Source organism: Sphingomonas sp. QA11 (assembly GCF_028473665.1).
Classification (GTDB): Bacteria; Pseudomonadota; Alphaproteobacteria; order Sphingomonadales; family Sphingomonadaceae; genus Sphingomonas; species Sphingomonas phytovorans.
On the sequence record NZ_CP098774.1, the window covers coordinates 741,446 to 758,744 of the forward strand.

General features: G+C 62.8%; 17 protein-coding genes. 13 read left to right on the forward strand and 4 right to left on the reverse strand.

Going from position 1 to position 17,299, the window contains the following annotated elements:
• Nucleotides 1–48 precede the first annotated feature (48 nt).
• Both NDN01_RS03530 and NDN01_RS03535 read right to left on the reverse strand, forming a co-directional pair.
• Nucleotides 49–822 (reverse strand): hypothetical protein, encoded by a 774-nt coding sequence (locus NDN01_RS03530; RefSeq protein WP_272625873.1) that lies wholly within the window; start codon nucleotides 820–822, stop codon nucleotides 49–51.
• 137 nt (nucleotides 823–959) lie between these two features.
• Nucleotides 960–2,783 (reverse strand): asparagine synthetase B family protein, encoded by a 1,824-nt coding sequence (locus NDN01_RS03535; protein ID WP_272625875.1) that lies wholly within the window; start codon nucleotides 2,781–2,783, stop codon nucleotides 960–962.
• Between the two features lie 88 nt (nucleotides 2,784–2,871).
• Here NDN01_RS03535 and NDN01_RS03540 point away from each other — a divergent pair, with 88 nt between their 5' ends.
• Nucleotides 2,872–3,135 carry a hypothetical protein gene (locus NDN01_RS03540; RefSeq protein WP_272625877.1) on the forward strand — a complete coding sequence of 88 codons (264 nt, stop codon included), beginning with the start codon at nucleotides 2,872–2,874 and terminating at the stop codon, nucleotides 3,133–3,135.
• 278 nt (nucleotides 3,136–3,413) lie between these two features.
• Here NDN01_RS03540 and NDN01_RS03545 read toward each other — a convergent pair whose 3' ends face one another.
• The gene (locus NDN01_RS03545) at nucleotides 3,414–3,821 is read right to left on the reverse strand and encodes a hypothetical protein (protein ID WP_272625879.1); all 408 of its coding nucleotides are present in this window, start codon (nucleotides 3,819–3,821) and stop codon (nucleotides 3,414–3,416) included.
• 238 nt (nucleotides 3,822–4,059) lie between these two features.
• Between NDN01_RS03545 and NDN01_RS03550 the strand changes: the two genes are divergently transcribed.
• The 5 genes from NDN01_RS03550 to NDN01_RS03570 all read left to right on the forward strand — a co-directional run bounded on the left by NDN01_RS03550 (nucleotide 4,060) and on the right by NDN01_RS03570 (nucleotide 7,794).
• Nucleotides 4,060–4,737, forward strand: coding sequence for a TonB family protein (locus NDN01_RS03550; RefSeq protein WP_272625881.1), 678 nt, complete (start codon nucleotides 4,060–4,062; stop codon nucleotides 4,735–4,737).
• A gap of 49 nt (nucleotides 4,738–4,786) precedes the next feature.
• Nucleotides 4,787–5,338: an RNA polymerase sigma factor gene (locus NDN01_RS03555; protein WP_272625883.1), complete on the forward strand. Its 552-nt coding sequence runs from the start codon at nucleotides 4,787–4,789 to the stop codon at nucleotides 5,336–5,338.
• A gap of 62 nt (nucleotides 5,339–5,400) precedes the next feature.
• Entirely contained in the window at nucleotides 5,401–6,441 is a 1,041-nt protein-coding gene (locus tag NDN01_RS03560) for a FecR family protein (protein WP_272625885.1), read from the forward strand.
• Nucleotides 6,442–6,559: 118 nt separating this feature from the next.
• Nucleotides 6,560–7,366 (forward strand): helix-turn-helix transcriptional regulator, encoded by an 807-nt coding sequence (locus NDN01_RS03565; protein ID WP_272627993.1) that lies wholly within the window; start codon nucleotides 6,560–6,562, stop codon nucleotides 7,364–7,366.
• A gap of 101 nt (nucleotides 7,367–7,467) precedes the next feature.
• On the forward strand, nucleotides 7,468–7,794 hold the full coding sequence (locus NDN01_RS03570; protein ID WP_272627995.1) for a FecR/PupR family sigma factor regulator: 327 nt from the start codon (nucleotides 7,468–7,470) through the stop codon (nucleotides 7,792–7,794).
• A gap of 110 nt (nucleotides 7,795–7,904) precedes the next feature.
• Here NDN01_RS03570 and NDN01_RS03575 read toward each other — a convergent pair whose 3' ends face one another.
• Nucleotides 7,905–8,765, reverse strand: coding sequence for a secretin and TonB N-terminal domain-containing protein (locus tag NDN01_RS03575; RefSeq protein WP_272625887.1), 861 nt, complete (start codon nucleotides 8,763–8,765; stop codon nucleotides 7,905–7,907).
• A gap of 274 nt (nucleotides 8,766–9,039) precedes the next feature.
• Here NDN01_RS03575 and NDN01_RS03580 point away from each other — a divergent pair, with 274 nt between their 5' ends.
• The 7 genes from NDN01_RS03580 (at nucleotide 9,040) to NDN01_RS03610 (ending at nucleotide 17,284) form a co-directional block, all read left to right on the forward strand.
• Nucleotides 9,040–9,840 (forward strand): helix-turn-helix transcriptional regulator, encoded by an 801-nt coding sequence (locus NDN01_RS03580; RefSeq protein WP_272625889.1) that lies wholly within the window; start codon nucleotides 9,040–9,042, stop codon nucleotides 9,838–9,840.
• A 244-nt stretch (nucleotides 9,841–10,084) separates the two neighbouring features.
• Nucleotides 10,085–11,644: a ShlB/FhaC/HecB family hemolysin secretion/activation protein gene (locus NDN01_RS03585; protein ID WP_272625891.1), complete on the forward strand. Its 1,560-nt coding sequence runs from the start codon at nucleotides 10,085–10,087 to the stop codon at nucleotides 11,642–11,644.
• A gap of 26 nt (nucleotides 11,645–11,670) precedes the next feature.
• On the forward strand, nucleotides 11,671–13,434 hold the full coding sequence (locus NDN01_RS03590; protein ID WP_272625892.1) for a DUF2341 domain-containing protein: 1,764 nt from the start codon (nucleotides 11,671–11,673) through the stop codon (nucleotides 13,432–13,434).
• A gap of 22 nt (nucleotides 13,435–13,456) precedes the next feature.
• Nucleotides 13,457–13,867 carry an ExbD/TolR family protein gene (locus NDN01_RS03595; RefSeq protein WP_272625894.1) on the forward strand — a complete coding sequence of 137 codons (411 nt, stop codon included), beginning with the start codon at nucleotides 13,457–13,459 and terminating at the stop codon, nucleotides 13,865–13,867.
• Nucleotides 13,868–14,056: 189 nt separating this feature from the next.
• A complete protein-coding gene (locus tag NDN01_RS03600; RefSeq protein ID WP_272625896.1) occupies nucleotides 14,057–14,785 on the forward strand; it encodes a TonB-dependent receptor in 729 nt (242 codons plus the stop codon).
• Between the two features lie 196 nt (nucleotides 14,786–14,981).
• A complete protein-coding gene (locus NDN01_RS03605) occupies nucleotides 14,982–16,793 on the forward strand; it encodes a putative porin (RefSeq protein WP_272625898.1) in 1,812 nt (603 codons plus the stop codon).
• Nucleotides 16,794–16,813: 20 nt separating this feature from the next.
• Entirely contained in the window at nucleotides 16,814–17,284 is a 471-nt protein-coding gene (locus NDN01_RS03610; protein ID WP_272625900.1) for a hypothetical protein, read from the forward strand.
• Nucleotides 17,285–17,299: the final 15 nt, after the last annotated feature.

A 17,299-nucleotide genomic window follows, 5' to 3' on the forward strand; every position in this document is an offset into this window, starting at 1 on the left:
CCTATCAAGGCGGAGAGGTTCGGCCCGATCGCCCGATGCGGCGGGCTATCAATCAGCCATGATCGCCGCCAGGACCCTGTCCATCGTCCAGTCCGTATCGGGGCGCGTGATGCGCAGCATCTCGACGCTCTGCAGCGCCCGCGACACGAGCATGGCGCGAGCCGCGATCGCCTCGATCAGATAGGGGCCGTAGACGCTGTGGATCAGCAGAGGCAGCTTGGCGCGGCCCGTCACCCGCTCGATCCGCACGGCCGGCACCGGCCCGCGCTCGAGATGAATGATCCTATGGAGCCGCCGCGGCGGCCTGACCGGCGCGACAAACGCCGGCACTGCCATCTTCATCCTGTGCCACGCGTTGCGCGCCAGTCCCCGGCTGTCGAGCGCCAGGGCATCCGAGGCCTCTTCGAATAGGTGGACGTGCCGTGCGCCGGCGGGGACCTCAATGATTTCCGTCCGATCAAGGCTCAGGGCGCTGACGTCGTCGGTGTGCAGTGGCCAGCCGAGGCGGGTCATCGCGGCTGCGGTGGTCGATTTCCCCGCCCCGGAATCGCCGCAGACCAGCACCACCCCATCCGGCGAGACCACGCCTGATGCATGCAACACCAGCAGATCGCGCTGGCGCAGCAAAGCGGCCAGCATGGGGTTGAGCAGCACGTGCCGGAACAGCGCCTCGTCGCATTGCGGTCCGCGCTCGAACAGGATGCGGTTGCCATGCTCCGCGAGGAATTGACCGGCACCGGGCCCGGCACGCATCAGATAGGCATTCGGTGAAGCTTCGTGAGTCGCGTCGCGCACGCGGGCATCATCGAGCGCGGGCGGCACATGGCCCTCGCATATCATGACATCGGGGATCGCTCCGGGGTTGGCGACAGCAAGTTCGTCGCAAGCGAACGGCAGGGAAAGAACCAGCCCATGGGCAAGGTGAAGATGAGACATGCTTCCGCTTCCCCGCGCCCGTTTCAGTAACGCGTGCCGAAACCGTTGACGAACAGGCCCGCCATCAGGCCGCGCGTCAGGACGGTGCCCGCGAGGTTCAGCGCCTGGCCGTTATCCTCGACCTGAACCTGCTGCCAGACACGGCGCATCCGCGCGACATCGACATATTCGGCGCCCGGGCCGCGTGCCACCTCGGCCAGAGCTTCTTCCACATCGCCGGCGAATTGTCGCAGCCGCGGGACGAGGTCGCCGGACTGGCGGCCGATCGATCGGTTGAGACGGACCTCGTCCGGAAGCCTTCCCTTCATGGCTTCGCGCACCAGCCACCGTTCGACGCCGGTCTGAGGATCGACGTAGAGAGAGTCGGGGATCGACAGACAGAATTCGAGCAGCCGCGGGTCGGCTGTAGGGTCGGTGATCGAGATTCCCGTCGCGGCGCCGACCTCGGCATAGAGAGCGCCCACCTTCAGCGCGCCCGGACGAATGAACCGGAGCCGCTGCTCGCGGCAGCGCCGATAAGGCCCTTCGGCGCGATCGTCGCGCCAGCGCTCGCCAAGCCGGATCCGGTGCGCGAAATCGGTCCGTATCGCGGTGCTCGGATAGTCGGGACGTGCGCGCAGGCGGCGATAGAGACGTTCCATCGGCCAGGGCAGCAGGCGGCGCAGCCGGAGCTTCGCCATTTCCGCCAGCCCGTCACGCTCGATCTGGCGCCAAAGCGGCAGCGACGTCGGATCGCCGTCCCAGGAGATACCTCCATTGCCCATCTGGCCGAGCAGCAATAGGCGGTTGCCGTCGCGCGCGGCGGTCCGGAAAAGGTCCAGCAGCCAGAAGAAGCCGGGCGCGGCGTGCTCAGGCTCGCGCGTGATCGCCAGCATCTCGCGGATCGCGCCAATCGGCGAGACGTTCGCCGCGTCGATCCGGGTAAGGTCGATCGTTCCGCCGGCCCGCGCGGTGGCCGATGCCAGCGGATACTCGTCGCCGATGCCGCGGCCGACATATGCGCGCGGATCATGGATCGGTGTCGAGACATAGGCGGAGAGCCGCCTTCCATCTTCGGCCAGCATCGGAGCGGCGGTGACGGCGACCGAGCCTGAATCGAGCCCGCCGCTCAGCGTTGCCGCAACGCCGCCCTCTGACGGCAGGCGATCGCGCACTGCCTGGTCGAACAGTTCGCGAAATCGAACGACATAGTCCTCGCGCCGCGGAAGCCGCGTATCGGCCACGTCCTCCAGTCGCCAATAACAGTGCTTGTCGAACCGGTCCGGCGTCACGCGCAGGGAATGCGCCGGCGGCAGCCGCGAGATCGAGGCATGCACGGTCCGCTCGCCATGATAGGCGAACCAGGACACGAGCGTCTGGGCGACATAGAGTTCGTCCATCGCCACCGGGGCAAGGTCGAGCGCAAGCAGGTCTTCCCGTGACGACGCGAAGGCGAAAACGCCTGGCGCGGCATGATGATAAAGGGCGGTGTTGCCGAACGGATCGCGCGCCAGCGACAAAGTGCGGGCCGCCGGATTCCAGCCGACGATGCGCCAGTCGCCGTGGATCCGTTTATATGCTTGCTCGCCCCACCGCGCGAATGCTTCGTGCAGCAACTCGGCATCGCTCGGAAGGCTGCATGCGAGACCGAGTTCGCTGCCAAGTTCACGCCGGTTATGGACGGTTCCGTCGCTGAGGATCGTCAGTGGAAAGGGCGCGCGGGAGCGGGGCGGTACCGGGCCCCAGAGCATCGCTGTCCCGTCCATATAGACAGGCGCGCCAAGTCGCGCGCGGCCGATCGCTTCGAGGCGGGAAGAGGTGGCAGGATCGGTCGCGGTGCGGAGGAAGAAACCGAAAAGCCGTGTCATCGGCGGCGCCTAGCCGATCAAGTCTGCCCTGGCGAGAGGTCCCGGGCTATCGAGTATGGGGGGTGACCCATTTTGGGTAAGGTGCTAGATGGCTCATGACCAAAATGGTCTAGGCGACGCCGTGGAGGGACGGCTGTCGTTTCGGCGCTGCGAGATCCTCCATGCTGTTTCACAAGCAAAAAAGGGAAATCTCATGGCCTCCGTCTGGACTGATGATGAAACCGCGGAGAGTGCGCAGTGCGAGTGGCATCGCCCAACTCTCACCACCTCCGTGATCGAGGAGATTACGCTCGGCAAGCTTGGCTCGCAATTCGACGGCCCGGTGCAGCCGGCCGTTTTCAGTGACGAATAAAAGCACCGCCGGCAGGGCATAGCGCCGACGACTGGAGCTTGGCTGCTTCGCAGGGCCATCTTATGCCCATCGCGAAGCAGCCTTCATAAGGTTCGGCGGCCGTTGCGACGAGACAGGCTGCCGTGCTTCTGCCGATTGGTCATCCAGGGGCTGATCTGCCTGATCGATAGCCTTGTTGCCCTATTTATTGCCCGTTGAGACAACGCTGGACGATTCCTGTATCGGCTCCGCCAGTCCCGTGTCCGGCAATGATGTGGCTAGATGTATGAGCCCGGGCTTTAAGGGCGCAGCATCCGTGCGAGCATGGATGGATGGGCTATAGGACAAGTTCTGCGCGGGAGCGCCCGTACGACAGACGCGATCTCGACTTGGTCGTCGGTGACGGCCTGCCCGGTGCGTGCGAGCCGCTCCACTTCACTGCGATTCTCCGCGCTGGCAGGCGTCGCATGGAGCGCGAGCAGGTGGTTCAGCGTATCGACCACCATGTGGATATTCGAACCCTTCTTGCGTTTCCCACCGTCGCAGCAATGTTCGACGATATGTCGCGCATCGTCGCCAGCAACATTGGAATCGGACGGAAGGTCTGCGGGCCAACATAGATCTTCGCGAAGAAAGGCCACGTGCAGATCGTCGCTATAGGGATCAGCGCCGCTGGCAAGTGATAGGCGGCGAGCAATCGAATCCATTGTGGGACAATCTCTACACGAGGTGATGGGCGAGCAGGGAGGTGTGACGTAACGCGCTGAAATATTGAAAAACTCGGCTGCACCCGGCATTCTCGCGTACGATTGCCGGTAAACCAAATTTTCGACGTGTGGCTCGGGTTTTTACTAGCGGTGAACCCGGCGAGCTGATGCATGTCACACTGCCGTCCAATCTGCGTGGTCTATAGAGAGCGGTTGTCACGACTTCATGCGAGTCTTCATGCCTGGCCCGAACCGAATCAACATTTGGGGTTTGACGTGTTCCTGCGTCGCGCATGGAACGATTATGGGCGGACTCTTCTTTTCGGGTTGGAATACGCCGCCGCGCGTGCTTGACCAGCATGAGTCGCGCAGGCCCTTGCTTGTTGAGCTCATTCCGCTTGAGGCCGAAGGCACTTCCCGCGAGGCCGTCGCAAGTCCGGCACTCTCCAGGCGACGGCTGGCGTCGATCGGCATTGGTACCGCGCAGACGCGGCCGATGGTGGCAACGCAGCCGGTCAAGTTCGCGAATGTCGCGGCCAGCAGCAGGACGGCGTCATCCTCACCCGACGGCGGCGGTGGTGCGCCAGCAGCAGCATCCGCCGCCGAGCTCAATGAATATCAGCGCCGACTCTATGACATCGTCGCGCGCAACAGCCGTTATCCCGGCGAGGCAAAGCGCTTGCGGCTCTCCGGTATCACCTATCTGGCGTTCCGGCTCGACCGCCTGGGCAACGTGCTCGACAGCTGGGTGCAGGAAAGCTCGGGGTCCGAATTGTTGGACGATGCTGCTCTCGACGCCTTGAAGCGGTCGCAGCCGCTGCCGCCAATCCCGCCTGGCTTGCCGTCGCGTATGGACTTCGTGATCGAGATAGATTCGTCGCTCCTGCACCAACTCGCCCTATCGACCGGCGGCTAGCGCGCGTGAGCCCGGCTCAAGCGACGGTTTCGCGGCGAGCGCCGGGCCGATGAATACGTCCGCTCGGGATATCCTCGTCGCGCTGCTGGTTTCCGCATATCCGGACCTGAAGCGTCGCCTAGCCGGCAGGCTCGGCTCGACCGAACTCGCTAACGACGCGCTCCACGACACCTATGTCCGGCTACATCGCGCCGAGATCGAGGGCGAGGTACATAATCCGCGTTCCTACCTGATGGCGATGGCCCTTAACATTGCGAGCAATTCGGCACGGAGCGAGGCCAGGCATTTGTCCGCGTTCGAGGTCGAAACGCTGATCGATATTCCCGACGAATCACCTGATCCCGTGCGCGCGGCGGAAGCGCGATCGGAGCTCGCGGCTGTCGAAGCAGCGCTCCTGAGTCTGCCCGAGCGAAGGCGGACGATCTTCCGGCGCTTCTGGGCACAAGGTGCGACATACAAGGAGTTGTCTTTGGAAAATAACGTCTCCGAGCGGACAATTCGACACGAGCTGCTACTCGCAAATCGCCATGTTCATCAGGCGACGGAAGATTTATGTGCAGCCGAGTTGCAAAATCGGCTTTCTCAAGTGTCATCTAAATAAGAGGGCGTGAGCATGATCCTGTGCGCGGCGCTCCTTTCAGAGCATGTGGCTGGCTTTCGGGGATGACGGAAGGGACGCGATGGACCGATGCCGAGCTGGCGCGCCTCCGACTGGAGGGGCTCGACCACTTGACGCATCTGCGGTCCGGCACCGCGACTGAGCACGACGCCGTCGAATTCGTCGCCTGGCGTATGCGCAGCCGCGCGCATGAGGAAGCATTTCGTTCCGCAGTTCGGCTGAGCCGACGGGTGCGGGAGGCCGATGCCGCCAATGCTGCCCGCATGCTGTCGAGGATCCGGATCGCGAGCAACGATACCGACAATGTCGAAAGCGTGTCCGAGGCAACCGTCGTTTCGCTGAACAGTGCGGCGCACGCACGGCTCTCCCGCAGGGGCCTGATCGGGGGCGCCCTTGCCGCGTCTTTTGCCGGGGGCGTGCTCTTGCTTGGTCGGTCGATGGATCTGGTTCCTTCGGCCTCGGAGCTTCGAGCTGACTATCGCACCGGCACGGGCGAACGTCGGCTCGTGCAGCTTGCGGACGGGGCGAATGTCGAACTGAATACGCGCACCAGCATCGGCCTGCGTCCAGATATGACAATTCCCGCGATCGAACTCATCAGCGGCGAGGCGATCGTGACGAATGGCCGGTCAGGCAAGGCGGCGCTCGTCGCCGGGCAAGGAACCAGCATCGGCAGCGACGGTCATTTCAACGCGCGTCGCGATGGCGACGATGTCTGTATCACCTGTCTTGAAGGTCAGGTCGAAGTGGATTGGTCCGGGGAGAAGCGGTTGCTCAACACCCGAAATCAGGTCCGTTACAACGACACGGGCATCGGCGCGATCTTGAGCAATGTCGATACCACGGTTGTATCCGCCTGGAAGGTCGGAACACTCATTTTCCGGGATATGCCGATGCCAGCCGTGATCAACGAGATCAATCGTTACCGTCCGGGAAGGGTGTTTTTGGCAAATAAACAGCTCGCCGCACGCTCTTTGACTGGCACCTATTACATGAATCGTCTGGATGAGTTCTTTAGTCAGGCTGAGCTGGCTCTGGGGGCAAAAATCACGAGGTTGCCGGGCAATGTCGTCATCCTGAGTTGATTGTTGCAGTATTACAATTTTGTGAATAACCTGTCTAAAAAATGTAACAAAGATTTATCTGCCAACTTATCCCTCTCGAAGTGTCCTTAGAAATAGGAGCCGCTCGGGGGTGAAGATTATGGTCGGTGCGCAAGCGCTCAAACTCGCAGGTGAAAACGGGCCGTCCCGAGAGATCGGGACCTATCCGGCGGTGCGGCGCGAGATCGAGCTCGAGATTCGATCCAGCCTGCCGACCGTGAGCAGCTGCCAGAGCGCCGCTGATCTCCGGGCATGGCTGTTGAAATTCGCCCGTGGGCTCGGATTCTACGGAGCCCGTTATGTCCATATCGGCAGGCGCTGGTGGACCCACGATCGCGCCGATACACCGGTCCGTTTCCTGACGACATCCGATCGCAAGGAAGATCAGGAGGAAGACTGGTTGGCGCGTGATCCGAACGTCGAACGTGTTCGCACCGCCTTTGCCCCGTTCGCCTGGTCCACGCGTGCGCGCGAGAACCCGACTGAGCTTCAGCGCATGTGGCTTGAGCGCGAGCGCGCCTGTGGCGTGGCTGCAGGTGTCGCGGTGCCGGTGCAGGACAGCGCGGACGGGCCCGCCTATCTCAGCTTGTTTGGCTATGATGAAAGCGCCGTGCAGTGCCTCATCGCGGAGCACGCGCCCGAACTTGCCTTCCTGGCGGCGCAATTTCATGCTTTGGCGAAGCAACTGGTCAAGGTCGAAAGCTGGGCGCCAGAGCTCTCCGTTCGTGAGATCGAATGCCTTCGTCTGGCAGCCCATGGCTGGACCATCCGTGAGAGCGGGGATATCCTTGGCGTGTCGAAGCGAACGGTTGAATATCATCTCCAGAAGGCGATGATCACCCTCGGTGCGGAGACGAAGATCCGCGCCGTGGTGATCGCCTTCGGAAGTGGTCTCGCTCAGGTCTGACCGGTGACGTTTAGCGTCGTTCCATTGTGAGAGAGATTCTCCAGGCCGCGCTGATCAAAGGCAGCCTTCTTGTCGGCGCTGTGGAGACCTGGCTTCGCGGCGTGGAATCTTTCTGTCGACGACCCGCGCGGTCGTCTCGTGGCGAACTCGTCCGACTTCGCCTGGAGGGGCTGACCTTTCTAAATCGCCTCCTATCGGGCGAGGCAACGCAGCGTGACGCGACCGAGCTCAGCCGATGGAGGGGCCGCAGCCCGACGCATGAAGCTGCCTTCAGGTCGGCGGTACGACTGCGACGCCTGATCAGGCAATCCCTGTCCGGGGCGCTCCGAGAAGGAGCTTTGAATCGGAAGGGCGGTGTCGAAGGCGGTCGTTCGGCGATGGTTCGGAGTCGGGAAGAGTTCGATCAGCAAGACGGCCCGGCCGATTAGTCGAAACCATAGTCAGGATCGGAAGATCGCGATTTCCCGATTGCAGTCGCCATATCGCGGGCCGGCCAGCAGGTCGGATCGAACGATTGTCTATTGCTGCGGGGCCGACATCAACGCCTGACTCCTTTTAGCGCTATCCTGAGGGGCTGATCGAGCCGGTCGGGAGGTGGAGATACGATTGCGCTTCGCAGTGTGTCGATCACGGTAAGATCGACCCTGCGATTGCCGCTTCCCCGGTCGAGCCGTACGTCGCTGAGCTTGCCGTCGTCGTTCACCCGAAGCTCGACAAGAATACCAAATACTAGTCGACCGGTGCGGCGGTCGCCTCGCAGATAAGTCTGCAGTTCGGTTTCGAGCTGATTATAATAGGCCAGGCGCTCGGCCGGCGATAGCATTGCGGTCCCGATGCGCTCGCGAACGACGACGCGCCCCAGCGGGATGAGTGGGCCCTCAGAAGAGGTTGCGGAGGACGTCGTGATGATCGCGGCATTGGCTCGGCTATAGCGGACGATCAGGCCGGTTTCGGTCAGCAGCCGCCGCAAGGCTTCGCGCGGGGCATAGCGGCCACGCACTGGGGCGGAGCGCCTGCTTTGTGTCAGGCTGCTGTCATAGAGAAGCTGGACTCCCGAAGCCTGGAAATACTGGGCGAGCGCGCTGTCGAGCGGCTGGGCCGGGATGTCGAACGCGATCTTCTGATCCGCTGCCGTTTGTTGCGAGAGTGCGGCGTTGCTGATCGGCACGACCATGCTCGCGACAGGCGCGATCAGCGACACCAGGAATGATCGGGTCGAACGGAAAACGAACATCTCTTGAGACGATAGGCTGAGGCGACCTGCTTTACGAGCGGCGAGAGATAGTCGTGCGCCATTTCGCCAGGTTTCTTTCCCATGTCGTTCGCCGGCTGGTTCAGGAAATCGCCCGAGACCGGATCGATAAGAATTTTTGCGCTGCAGCATCAACCCGGCCACCATCGGCGCCGATCATCTGATAATCCACAATGATGGAGAAGTTTAACGTGTTTCGATCCGGTTATTTAGATTTTGATAAAATAATCTTACTGTAGGAAATGGGGCGTTTTGTCGAAGAAAAAGGTAAAATGACGTAATACTTTCGGGAGAAATCTTATGAATCCGATAGTGTGAATAATTTATGACACTTAGGCGTCATGAGTGTCATAAATCTTCTTTGCCAGATTCGCCCCCTCGACGTGTCCTTCTTAACAGGGAACGAATTGGGGCAGATTGAATGTTTGCGGACGGTGCTCTCCAGCACCAAGTCAGTCATGCGTTGCATGCGGCCCCCATGGCAGCATGGGGTGGTGAGATTCCGTCGGTCGCGTGGACGCTTGCGGGTTCCGGCCTCGAGACGTGCCATTCCCCGGAAGATCTGAATAGCAAGCTCGATCACTGCGCGCGCGCGCATGGCTTCTCGGGCGGTCGATACATCCATCTCGGACACCGTGTTCAATCGCGTGGCCTCGTGGAGCGCCCGCCGCTTCGCTTCGTGTCGTCTCTGGGGGTATCCGACGATCCATGGCGTGCCGGCGACCCGGCGGCGCCGAAGATTTTCGTATCGTTTCATCCGTTTGAATGGTCGAGCCGCGACGATCTGGAACTCCCTGATCGTCAGCGGGCATGGCTCAGCGTCGAGCGCTCGCGGGGCGTTGAGGCGGGCATTGCGATACCGGTCCAGGACTATCTGTCCGGCCCTGCCTATCTCAGCCTCCTGGGCGGCACCGAGGTCAAGGCCGCTGCCATTGCGCGGGCGGAAGCCCGGCATCTCACTTTTCTCGCGATCGCATTTCATTGCCGCGCGAAGGCGCTGCTACCCGCCCGCGACGACCCCGCGAGCATTCTTACCGACAGGGAGGTCAACTGCTTGCGTTATGCCGCGTCGGGCGCGAGCCTGTCACAGACCGCCGCGAGCCTTGGCATCGCGACCCGGACGGTCGAACTCTATTTTGCCCGTGCCGTTCGCAAACTCGGCGCCTTGAACAGAATCCATGCTGTGGCGCTCGCGCTCAGCGCCGGCGTGATTCAAATCTGACATGCTGGATGATCGCTCGAATATGCTCTCCCTTGCATTCCCCCGCGATGTCGACTCCAATTTTGGGATCGAGGTTGGCATCACCGGGCCTGGTCGCTGGCATATGCGCCGCTGCGGCGTTGCGCTCATTGCATTGCTTGCGGCGGGCGCCGCCTTTTCTCCATCAGCCGTAATGGCACAGGAAACGCCGGCGGCTGCCGCAACGACGGGGCCGTCCGGTCCACGTCAGGCGCCGGACAAGTTCATGATCAATGCGATCGACGTATCCGGCGCGACCAAGTTGACCGCCGCCGAGATCGAGGAGCTGATCTATCCGTTCCTCGGGCCCGATCGCAGCAATGAGGACGTGATGGCGGCGCAAAAGGCTTTGCAGGGAGCCTATGCCTCGAAGGGTTACGAAGCGGTCCTCATCGATATTCCGGTGCAGCCGGAAGAGACCTTCTCGCAGGGGATCGTCCAGCTCGCTGTGAACGAGACACCGGTTGGACGGGTCCGCGTCGTTGGATCCCGGCACCATCCCCTTTCCATCGTCCGTGCCCAGATTCCCTCCGTGGTCGAAGGGCAGCCGATCAATTTCAAGGCGCTTCAACGTGACGTCGCCCAGGCAAATCGTGTCGCGGACCGTACTGTCGACCCGGGTTTCCGGCCCGGGCAGGTGCCGGGTACGCTCGACGTCGACCTGAAAGTCGATGACAGTTCGCCGATTCACGCGAGCCTTGAGCTGAACAACGACAATAGCCCGAACACCAAGTCGCTGCGCCTGAGCAGCACGGTTCGCTACAGCGATCTCTTTGGGCAAGGGCACACGCTTTCCGTCACCAGTTCGCTTGCACCGCAGGATACCAGGCAGAGCGCTGTCATCTCGGCGTCCTACAATGCACCGTTGATCGGCACGCCTTGGTCCTTCTTGCTCTACGGCTATAAATCCAACAGCAATGTCGCGGCGCTGGGCGGCACGAACGTGCTCGGCGACGGCGGCCAGATCGGATTGCGCGCGATCTATCGTCTGCCGAGCGATACCTTCCAACAGATCAGCTTCGGTGCCGACTTCAAGGATTTCAATGAGCGTATCTTCCTGGGCAAGGAGCCTCTTGATCCGGCGCCGATCCGCTATGTCCCGCTGGTGGCGGAATATACGCTGGCCGGTACCAGCGACACTGAATCCTATGGGCTGACATTCGGCGCGACGGCCGGTTTCCGCGTGGTCAAGCGTACCAAGTGCGAGTCCCTTGGCGATGTCGATCCCGGCAACGCCCCGACCTGTACGCTGCCGGGGGGCGGGATCGGTGTGCCCGTCGATTTCCTGCGCGGGCGATCGCTGAACGCAAACGAGAATTTCGTCCACTTCAATCTGGACATGAATTATTCGAAGACCTTCCCCGGCGACTATATCCTGGCGCTGCGCTTCACCGGACAGCTTGCGGACTCGCCGCTCGTCACTAACGAGCAGTTCGGTATCGGCGGTATGACGAATGTCCGCGGCTATTATGTTTCGGAGGCGGTGGGCGATGACGGGTTCATCGAATCCTTCGAAGCCCAGATGCCTGACCTGGCCTCATATCTGGGAAGCAATGTTGACCAGCTGCGCTTCTATGCTTTCGGGGACTTCGGCTACGCGCATGTCCGAGCGCCGGCGCTCGGACAGACCGGCAGCTTCCGGATAGGCAGCTTCGGCGGCGGCATACGCTACCGGCTCCTCAAATATCTCTCGGGCGAATTCGTGATCGGCGTCCCGGTCACGAACGGCCCCGTCACTCGACGCGGGGACCCGCGCTACGGCTTCTCGCTCAAGGGCGAGTTCTAATTTTGTACAGGAACGGGGGACCGACAGTGGGCCGAATTCTTCTCACATGGCTGATCGCGATGATCGCGTTCACGTCACCGGCCATTGCCCAGGACAATGCGGGCTGGTGGAACAAGGACTGGCCGTACCGCAAGGCGGTAACGATCGACACTTCGCCATCAGGAGCGAACCTGAGCGGCGCGATCGGCCGCACGGTTCTTCTGGTCCGCCTGCATAACGGCAACTTCACCTTCGCCGATGCACTCGAGAACGGTGCGGATCTTCGCATCGTGGACAGTGACGGCAAGACGCCGTTGCCGTTCCACATCGAGCGGTTCGACGCGGCGAACGGCATTGCCGCGCTCTGGGTCTCCGTGCCCAATATGAATGGCGGTGAGAGGCGCCGCCTGTGGCTCTATTTCGGCAACAAGAACGCGCCTGCGGGCGGCGATATCGCCGGAACCTATGATCCCGACACGATCGCGGCCTATCATTTCAGCGAGAATGGCGGACAGGCCGCACGCGACGTCACCGCGAACAAGAACAATGCGCAGAATGCCGCGCCGGGCCTCAACGACAATGGCGTTATCGCCCGCGCCGCACGTTTCGCGGGTCAGGGCGAGCTGGTCATTCCGGCGAGTGGATCGCTGGCGATGCCTGCCGCCGCGCCCCTCACGCTGGAGAGTTGGGTCAAGCAGGATCAGCCGGCCGGCGAACAGGCGATCTTCGCGCGCGGGCCGCTGGTGGTCGGTCTTGCCAATGGCGTTCCGTTCGCGCTGGTCGGTGCGCAGCGGATTCAGGGATCGACACCACTCAAGGCGGGCGAGTGGACGCATCTCTCGCTCGTGTCCGACGGCCAGACGTTGCGCCTCTATGCCAATGGCGTGGAGGCGGCCAGCGGTGCGGGGGCGCTCCCGGCGCTAGATGGACCGATCACCCTGGGCGGCGCGCCGGGCCGTCCCTTCACCGGCGAACTGGACGAGACCCGTCTGTCGAAGACCGCCCGCCCGGCTGCGATGATCCTCGCGAACGCTCAGTCCGAAGGGCCTTCTAACAAGCTCCTGAGCGTTGCCGACACCGCCGAGCGCCAGAGCGCGGGTGGCGGCACCTTCTGGTTCGTACTGAGCAAGGTCGAGATCATCGACTCGTTCATCATTGGCCTGTGTATGATAATCCTCGTCGTCGCGATCGCTGTGATGGTCGGCAAGACGCGCTATCTCAATCGATCGCTGCGCGCGAACGCAGTGTTCATGAAGCGCTTCCGCGCACTCAACGAACACCTCGTCAGCATGAAAAGCGTCGAGGGCTTGGGTCCTAAGGAGCTGGCTTTCATCGAGAAGGCGCCACTTGCGCACCTCTACGAGACGGGGATCGACGAGCTCGATGTCCGCAAGGGCAAGCCACTGACCGGTGAGGCGGTCGAGGCGATGCGCGCTGCGGTCGATGCCGAGGTCGTCGCCGAGAACCAGAAGCTCGATCGGTGGATGGTGTTGCTGACCATCGCAATCTCCGGGGGGCCGTTCATCGGCCTGCTCGGCACCGTGCTGGGCGTGATGAATACGTTCGGCGGGGTGGCGCTGGCGGGCGACGTGAACGTCAATGCCATCGCGCCAGGCATCGCGGCCGCGCTCATGGCAACGATTGCCGGCCTCGCCTGCGCGATCCCGGCTCTGTTCGGGTACAATTATCTCAACAGCCGGATTTCCGCGCTGTCCGATGAGATGCGCGTGTTCGTCGACCGCCTCATCACCCGTCTCGCCGAGATGCAGGCCGATCTGGCGTCGTCGCCGGTCCTGCAAGCAGCTGAATAAGCGAGAGGGGAGGGACGAACCCGTGCAGATCAACAGTCGCCGCAAAGCCTATGACGATATCAACATCACGCCGATGCTCGATCTCGCCTACGTGCTGCTCGTCATTTTCATCCTGATGGCGACAGCTTCGGTGCAGGGCATCAAGGTGAACCTGCCCAAGGCGAGCGCCGCGCAGAGTCTCGTCCAGCCCAAGACGATCGCCATCACGGTCACCACCGACGGGCAGATCTTCATGGACGCGTTCCCCGTGACCCTCGCGGATCTCGAGACGCGCCTGCGCAATGCCAAGGCCAGTAACCCGGATGTGCCGATCGTGCTCAAGGGCGACCAGACAGCGCAATATGGCAAGATTACCGAAGTACTCGACCTGTGCCGTCAACTCGACCTCAACAAGGTTGGTCTCGTTACCGGCAAGCCGAGTGCGGGCGCCTGAGATGGCACACCGAGCGACATCAGGAATATGGCCGGGCGTCGCCCCGGGTGCTGGCGCCCGGCAGGTTCGCGCGTCCGTCATGGGGACGGGACTCCGTATCCGGTGTGGCGATGGGGTTGGCCGGCGTGCCGTGCTGATACAGGCCATGCAGCACCGGAGCGTCGTCGGGCATGTCGAGAGGGCGGGCTGATGACCGCCGCACGTGTCGACCATGATGATTTCGAGAGCGGCTCCCGCTTGGGGGGATCGGTATTGCTCGCGGTGGTGGGAGGGCTGCTTTTTCTCGCGCTCGCCTGGTTCGTCTACAGCCAGTTGACCGCGGTGCGCGGCGTCACGGTCGAGGCCCCGTCGCCCCAGATCGTGAGCATGCTGCCGCCGCCGCCACCCCCACCACCGCCGCCTCCGCAACCAAAGGAAAAGCCGCCTGAGCCGACTGAGCAGGCGCAGCCGACACCGAGCGAGGCGCCCAAGGCGCCACAGCAGCAGGCAGCGCCGGTCTCGATCAACGCGCCTGCGCAGGCTGGTACCGACAATTTCGGGCTTTCGGCGGGCACCGGGGAAGGTTTAGGCGCGCCGGGCAGCAAGGGAACGTGCCTCGGCACCCATTGCGGATCCTCGCCTGCCGGCAACGGTGTGAGCGAAGGGTTTTATCGCCGCTACATGAGCGCCGAGTTGCAGGAGCGCGTCTCCGGTGATGACACCGTCAATCGGCGGGCATTCTCCGCGGACTTCGACCTGACGATCACGACCGATGGGCGCGTGACCGGCGTCAGGTTTGTCAGCGCCCGTGGCCGCGGCGACGACGATACCGTCAGGAAGCTTACGGCAATCCTCGCTTCAGCGCGTGGGCTCGATCGGCCGCCCGTCGGTATGCAGTTTCCGTACCGCATCACCGTGCGCGGAAGGCGGAACTTCTGAGATGCGAGCACCACCAGAACATATGCACGCTGGGATGCGCGCAGGCCCGGTCACCGTGCGGATCGGCCATGGGCACCTGCTGCGGACCGCCAGCGTGCTCCAACAGATCACGCGCCAGGATCGGGTTTCTCGAGATGCCTGCGCGCTGAAAAAACAAAGGGATTTGAAGATGTCAGATCGATTTAGGAATCGCTCGGTGGGTAACTCCCTCGGTGCGAGCGTGGCGGTGGCCGCTCTGCTATGGTCTACCCCTTCCTGGGCGCAGCAGGCCGCCGCCACGCCATCTCAAACCACATCATCCGACAGCGCGATGGTGAATCTCGTACGGCTCCTTGTCGAGCAGGGGGTGTTGACCTCCGACAAGGGCAATGCGCTGATGGCCCAGGCTCAGGCCGAAGCAGCCCACGTTCGAGCTGCGAATGCGTCCGCCGCATCAACCGCGACGGCCCCTGGGCAAGCTGGCTCCGCCGTTGCCGCCCTCACGCCGCCGCCGGCCGGGACCGTGCGGGTGCCCTATGTGCCCGAGACGGTGCGGGCACAGATCCGCGATGAAATCCGGCAGGATGTTCTGGCGCAGGCGAAGGCCGAGCACTGGGCGGCGCCCGACCAGGCCGCGCCGAATTGGATCAAGAATGTCCGGCTGACCGGCGATCTGCGTTTTCGGTCCGCCTCTGACTTCTATGCGAAGACCAACTCGAACCAGATCGTCAACGTCCCCGAGTTCAACGCCACCGGGCCGCATGACATCACCTCGGGGGCACCGTTTGCTGTGCCTCTGCTCAATGCGACCAACGACCGTCTCAGCAAGTTCCAGATCCGCGCGCGGATCGGCCTCGAGGCGACGATCGCCGATCGGTTCCAACTCGGTTTTCAGCTGGCAACCGGCGACAATCCTGGTCCTATCTCGACCAACTCGACCCTTATGGGGGGGCTTCGCAAACGCGATATCTGGCTGCAGCTGGCCTATGCGCGCGGGGAGTTGATCCCGGGGGTGACGGCGATCGTCGGCCGGTTTGACAATCCGCTGACTTCCACCGACCTGATGTACGATCCGGACCTGGCGTTCGATGGCGCTGCCGGTGAGCTCAACGTCGCGAAGATCTTCGGGCATGATGACGATTTCCTGTTTGCGATCCGCGGCGGGGCGTTCCCGCTCGAGCCAGGTGACGATAATTTCCCCTCGCGCAGCTTCCACAAACGCAACTTCCGCGATCAGTATATCTTTTCGGGCCAGGTCGAGATCGGCAAGAAATTCGCCGGCGGGATTGATGCCCGCCTCGCGGGTGCCTTTCACAATTTCAGATATTTGCGCGGCCATGTGTCGGATCCGTGCGACGTATATTCGCTAGATGTCGCGAGCACCTTTTGTTCGACGGACGCGCTCGTGCCGATCTCGCCGACCAAGGGGAACACACTCATGTTCCTGCGTACATTCGACACCTCGCAGCAGGGCTCGGCGCCGCTGTTCGAGCCGCAACTGCTCGGCCTGAAATATGCGTTTCGCGTGCTCGACATCAACGGCTCCGTCAGCGTGCCGATTGCCGATGGCGTGCAGGCCAAGCTGACCGGCAACTTCCTGCATAATTTCGGCGTGGACCCGCAGAATAATTGCGCCGAAGGCCCCACGGGCGGCCCAATCAACAATGTGAGCGGCACGGTGTGCGGCACCGGTGCCACCGGGCGTTGGATCGGCAGTAATGAGGCCTGGGGCGGCTATTTCTCGATCGGCCACCCCGAGCTCTTCACCATCAATCCGCGCAAGGCCGGACGTGGTGCCTGGGCAGTCAACGCCGGCTATAAGCGGTTGGGCAGCGATGCTGTGCCGGATGCCTTTACCGACAGCGATTTCCACCTCGGCGGTACCAACGCCAAGGGTTATTTCATCGGCGGCGCCTTTGCCCCCTATGACAATGTCACCATTGGCGCGCGTTGGCTGAGCGCGAATGAGATCGTCGGCGATCCCTTCGCGATCGACGTGCTCCAGCTCGATCTGAGCCTGGCGTTCTGATGCGGCGCCCGGATATCCTTGTGGCCGGACTGGCGCTTGCTGGTCTGCTTTCGATCGCGATGCCGGCAGTTGCGCAGGAGACGCGGCAGGCCGGCGCTTCCGCGTCGCAGGCCGACGGCCCCGATGCAGCCGCCCAGGTCGCCGAGATGCGCGAGGCGCTGCTGAATGCGCAGCAGGAGATCGTGCGGCTGCGGGCGGAAGCGGCCAATCGCCAGGAGCTCGAGGATGCGCTCAAGGCGATTCGTGAGAAGAACGAGCGTCTCTCGGCGATAACGGACGAACTGATCGCAGCCTATCAGAAGCGCTACCGACGAGGGCAATTCCTGCCGTTCGATACGGGGCGCCGCAAGTTCGAGGCGGAACTTCAGGGCCTGGGCGACCGCGCCTATGACAATCGCTGGGATGCTGCACCCCGGCGGGCGCCGGCACCTGGCGCCAATGCCACACCGCCGTCCCTCCCCGCACAGCAGACACGGCCGGATGGACAGTAAGCGCGCCCCGGCCTT

Coding starts and splice junctions, on each gene's coding strand:
- NDN01_RS03535 (WP_272625875.1), bottom strand. CDS start 2,783: ATGACACGGCTTTTCGGTTTCTTCCTCCGCACCGCGACCGATCCTGCC.
- NDN01_RS03540 (WP_272625877.1), top strand. CDS start 2,872: ATGGCTCATGACCAAAATGGTCTAGGCGACGCCGTGGAGGGACGGCTG.
- NDN01_RS03545 (WP_272625879.1), bottom strand. CDS start 3,821: ATGGATTCGATTGCTCGCCGCCTATCACTTGCCAGCGGCGCTGATCCC.
- NDN01_RS03550 (WP_272625881.1), top strand. CDS start 4,060: ATGCCTGGCCCGAACCGAATCAACATTTGGGGTTTGACGTGTTCCTGC.
- NDN01_RS03555 (WP_272625883.1), top strand. CDS start 4,787: ATGAATACGTCCGCTCGGGATATCCTCGTCGCGCTGCTGGTTTCCGCA.
- NDN01_RS03560 (WP_272625885.1), top strand. CDS start 5,401: ATGACGGAAGGGACGCGATGGACCGATGCCGAGCTGGCGCGCCTCCGA.
- NDN01_RS03565 (WP_272627993.1), top strand. CDS start 6,560: ATGGTCGGTGCGCAAGCGCTCAAACTCGCAGGTGAAAACGGGCCGTCC.
- NDN01_RS03575 (WP_272625887.1), bottom strand. CDS start 8,765: ATGGTGGCCGGGTTGATGCTGCAGCGCAAAAATTCTTATCGATCCGGT.
- NDN01_RS03580 (WP_272625889.1), top strand. CDS start 9,040: ATGTTTGCGGACGGTGCTCTCCAGCACCAAGTCAGTCATGCGTTGCAT.
- NDN01_RS03585 (WP_272625891.1), top strand. CDS start 10,085: ATGATCAATGCGATCGACGTATCCGGCGCGACCAAGTTGACCGCCGCC.
- NDN01_RS03600 (WP_272625896.1), top strand. CDS start 14,057: ATGACCGCCGCACGTGTCGACCATGATGATTTCGAGAGCGGCTCCCGC.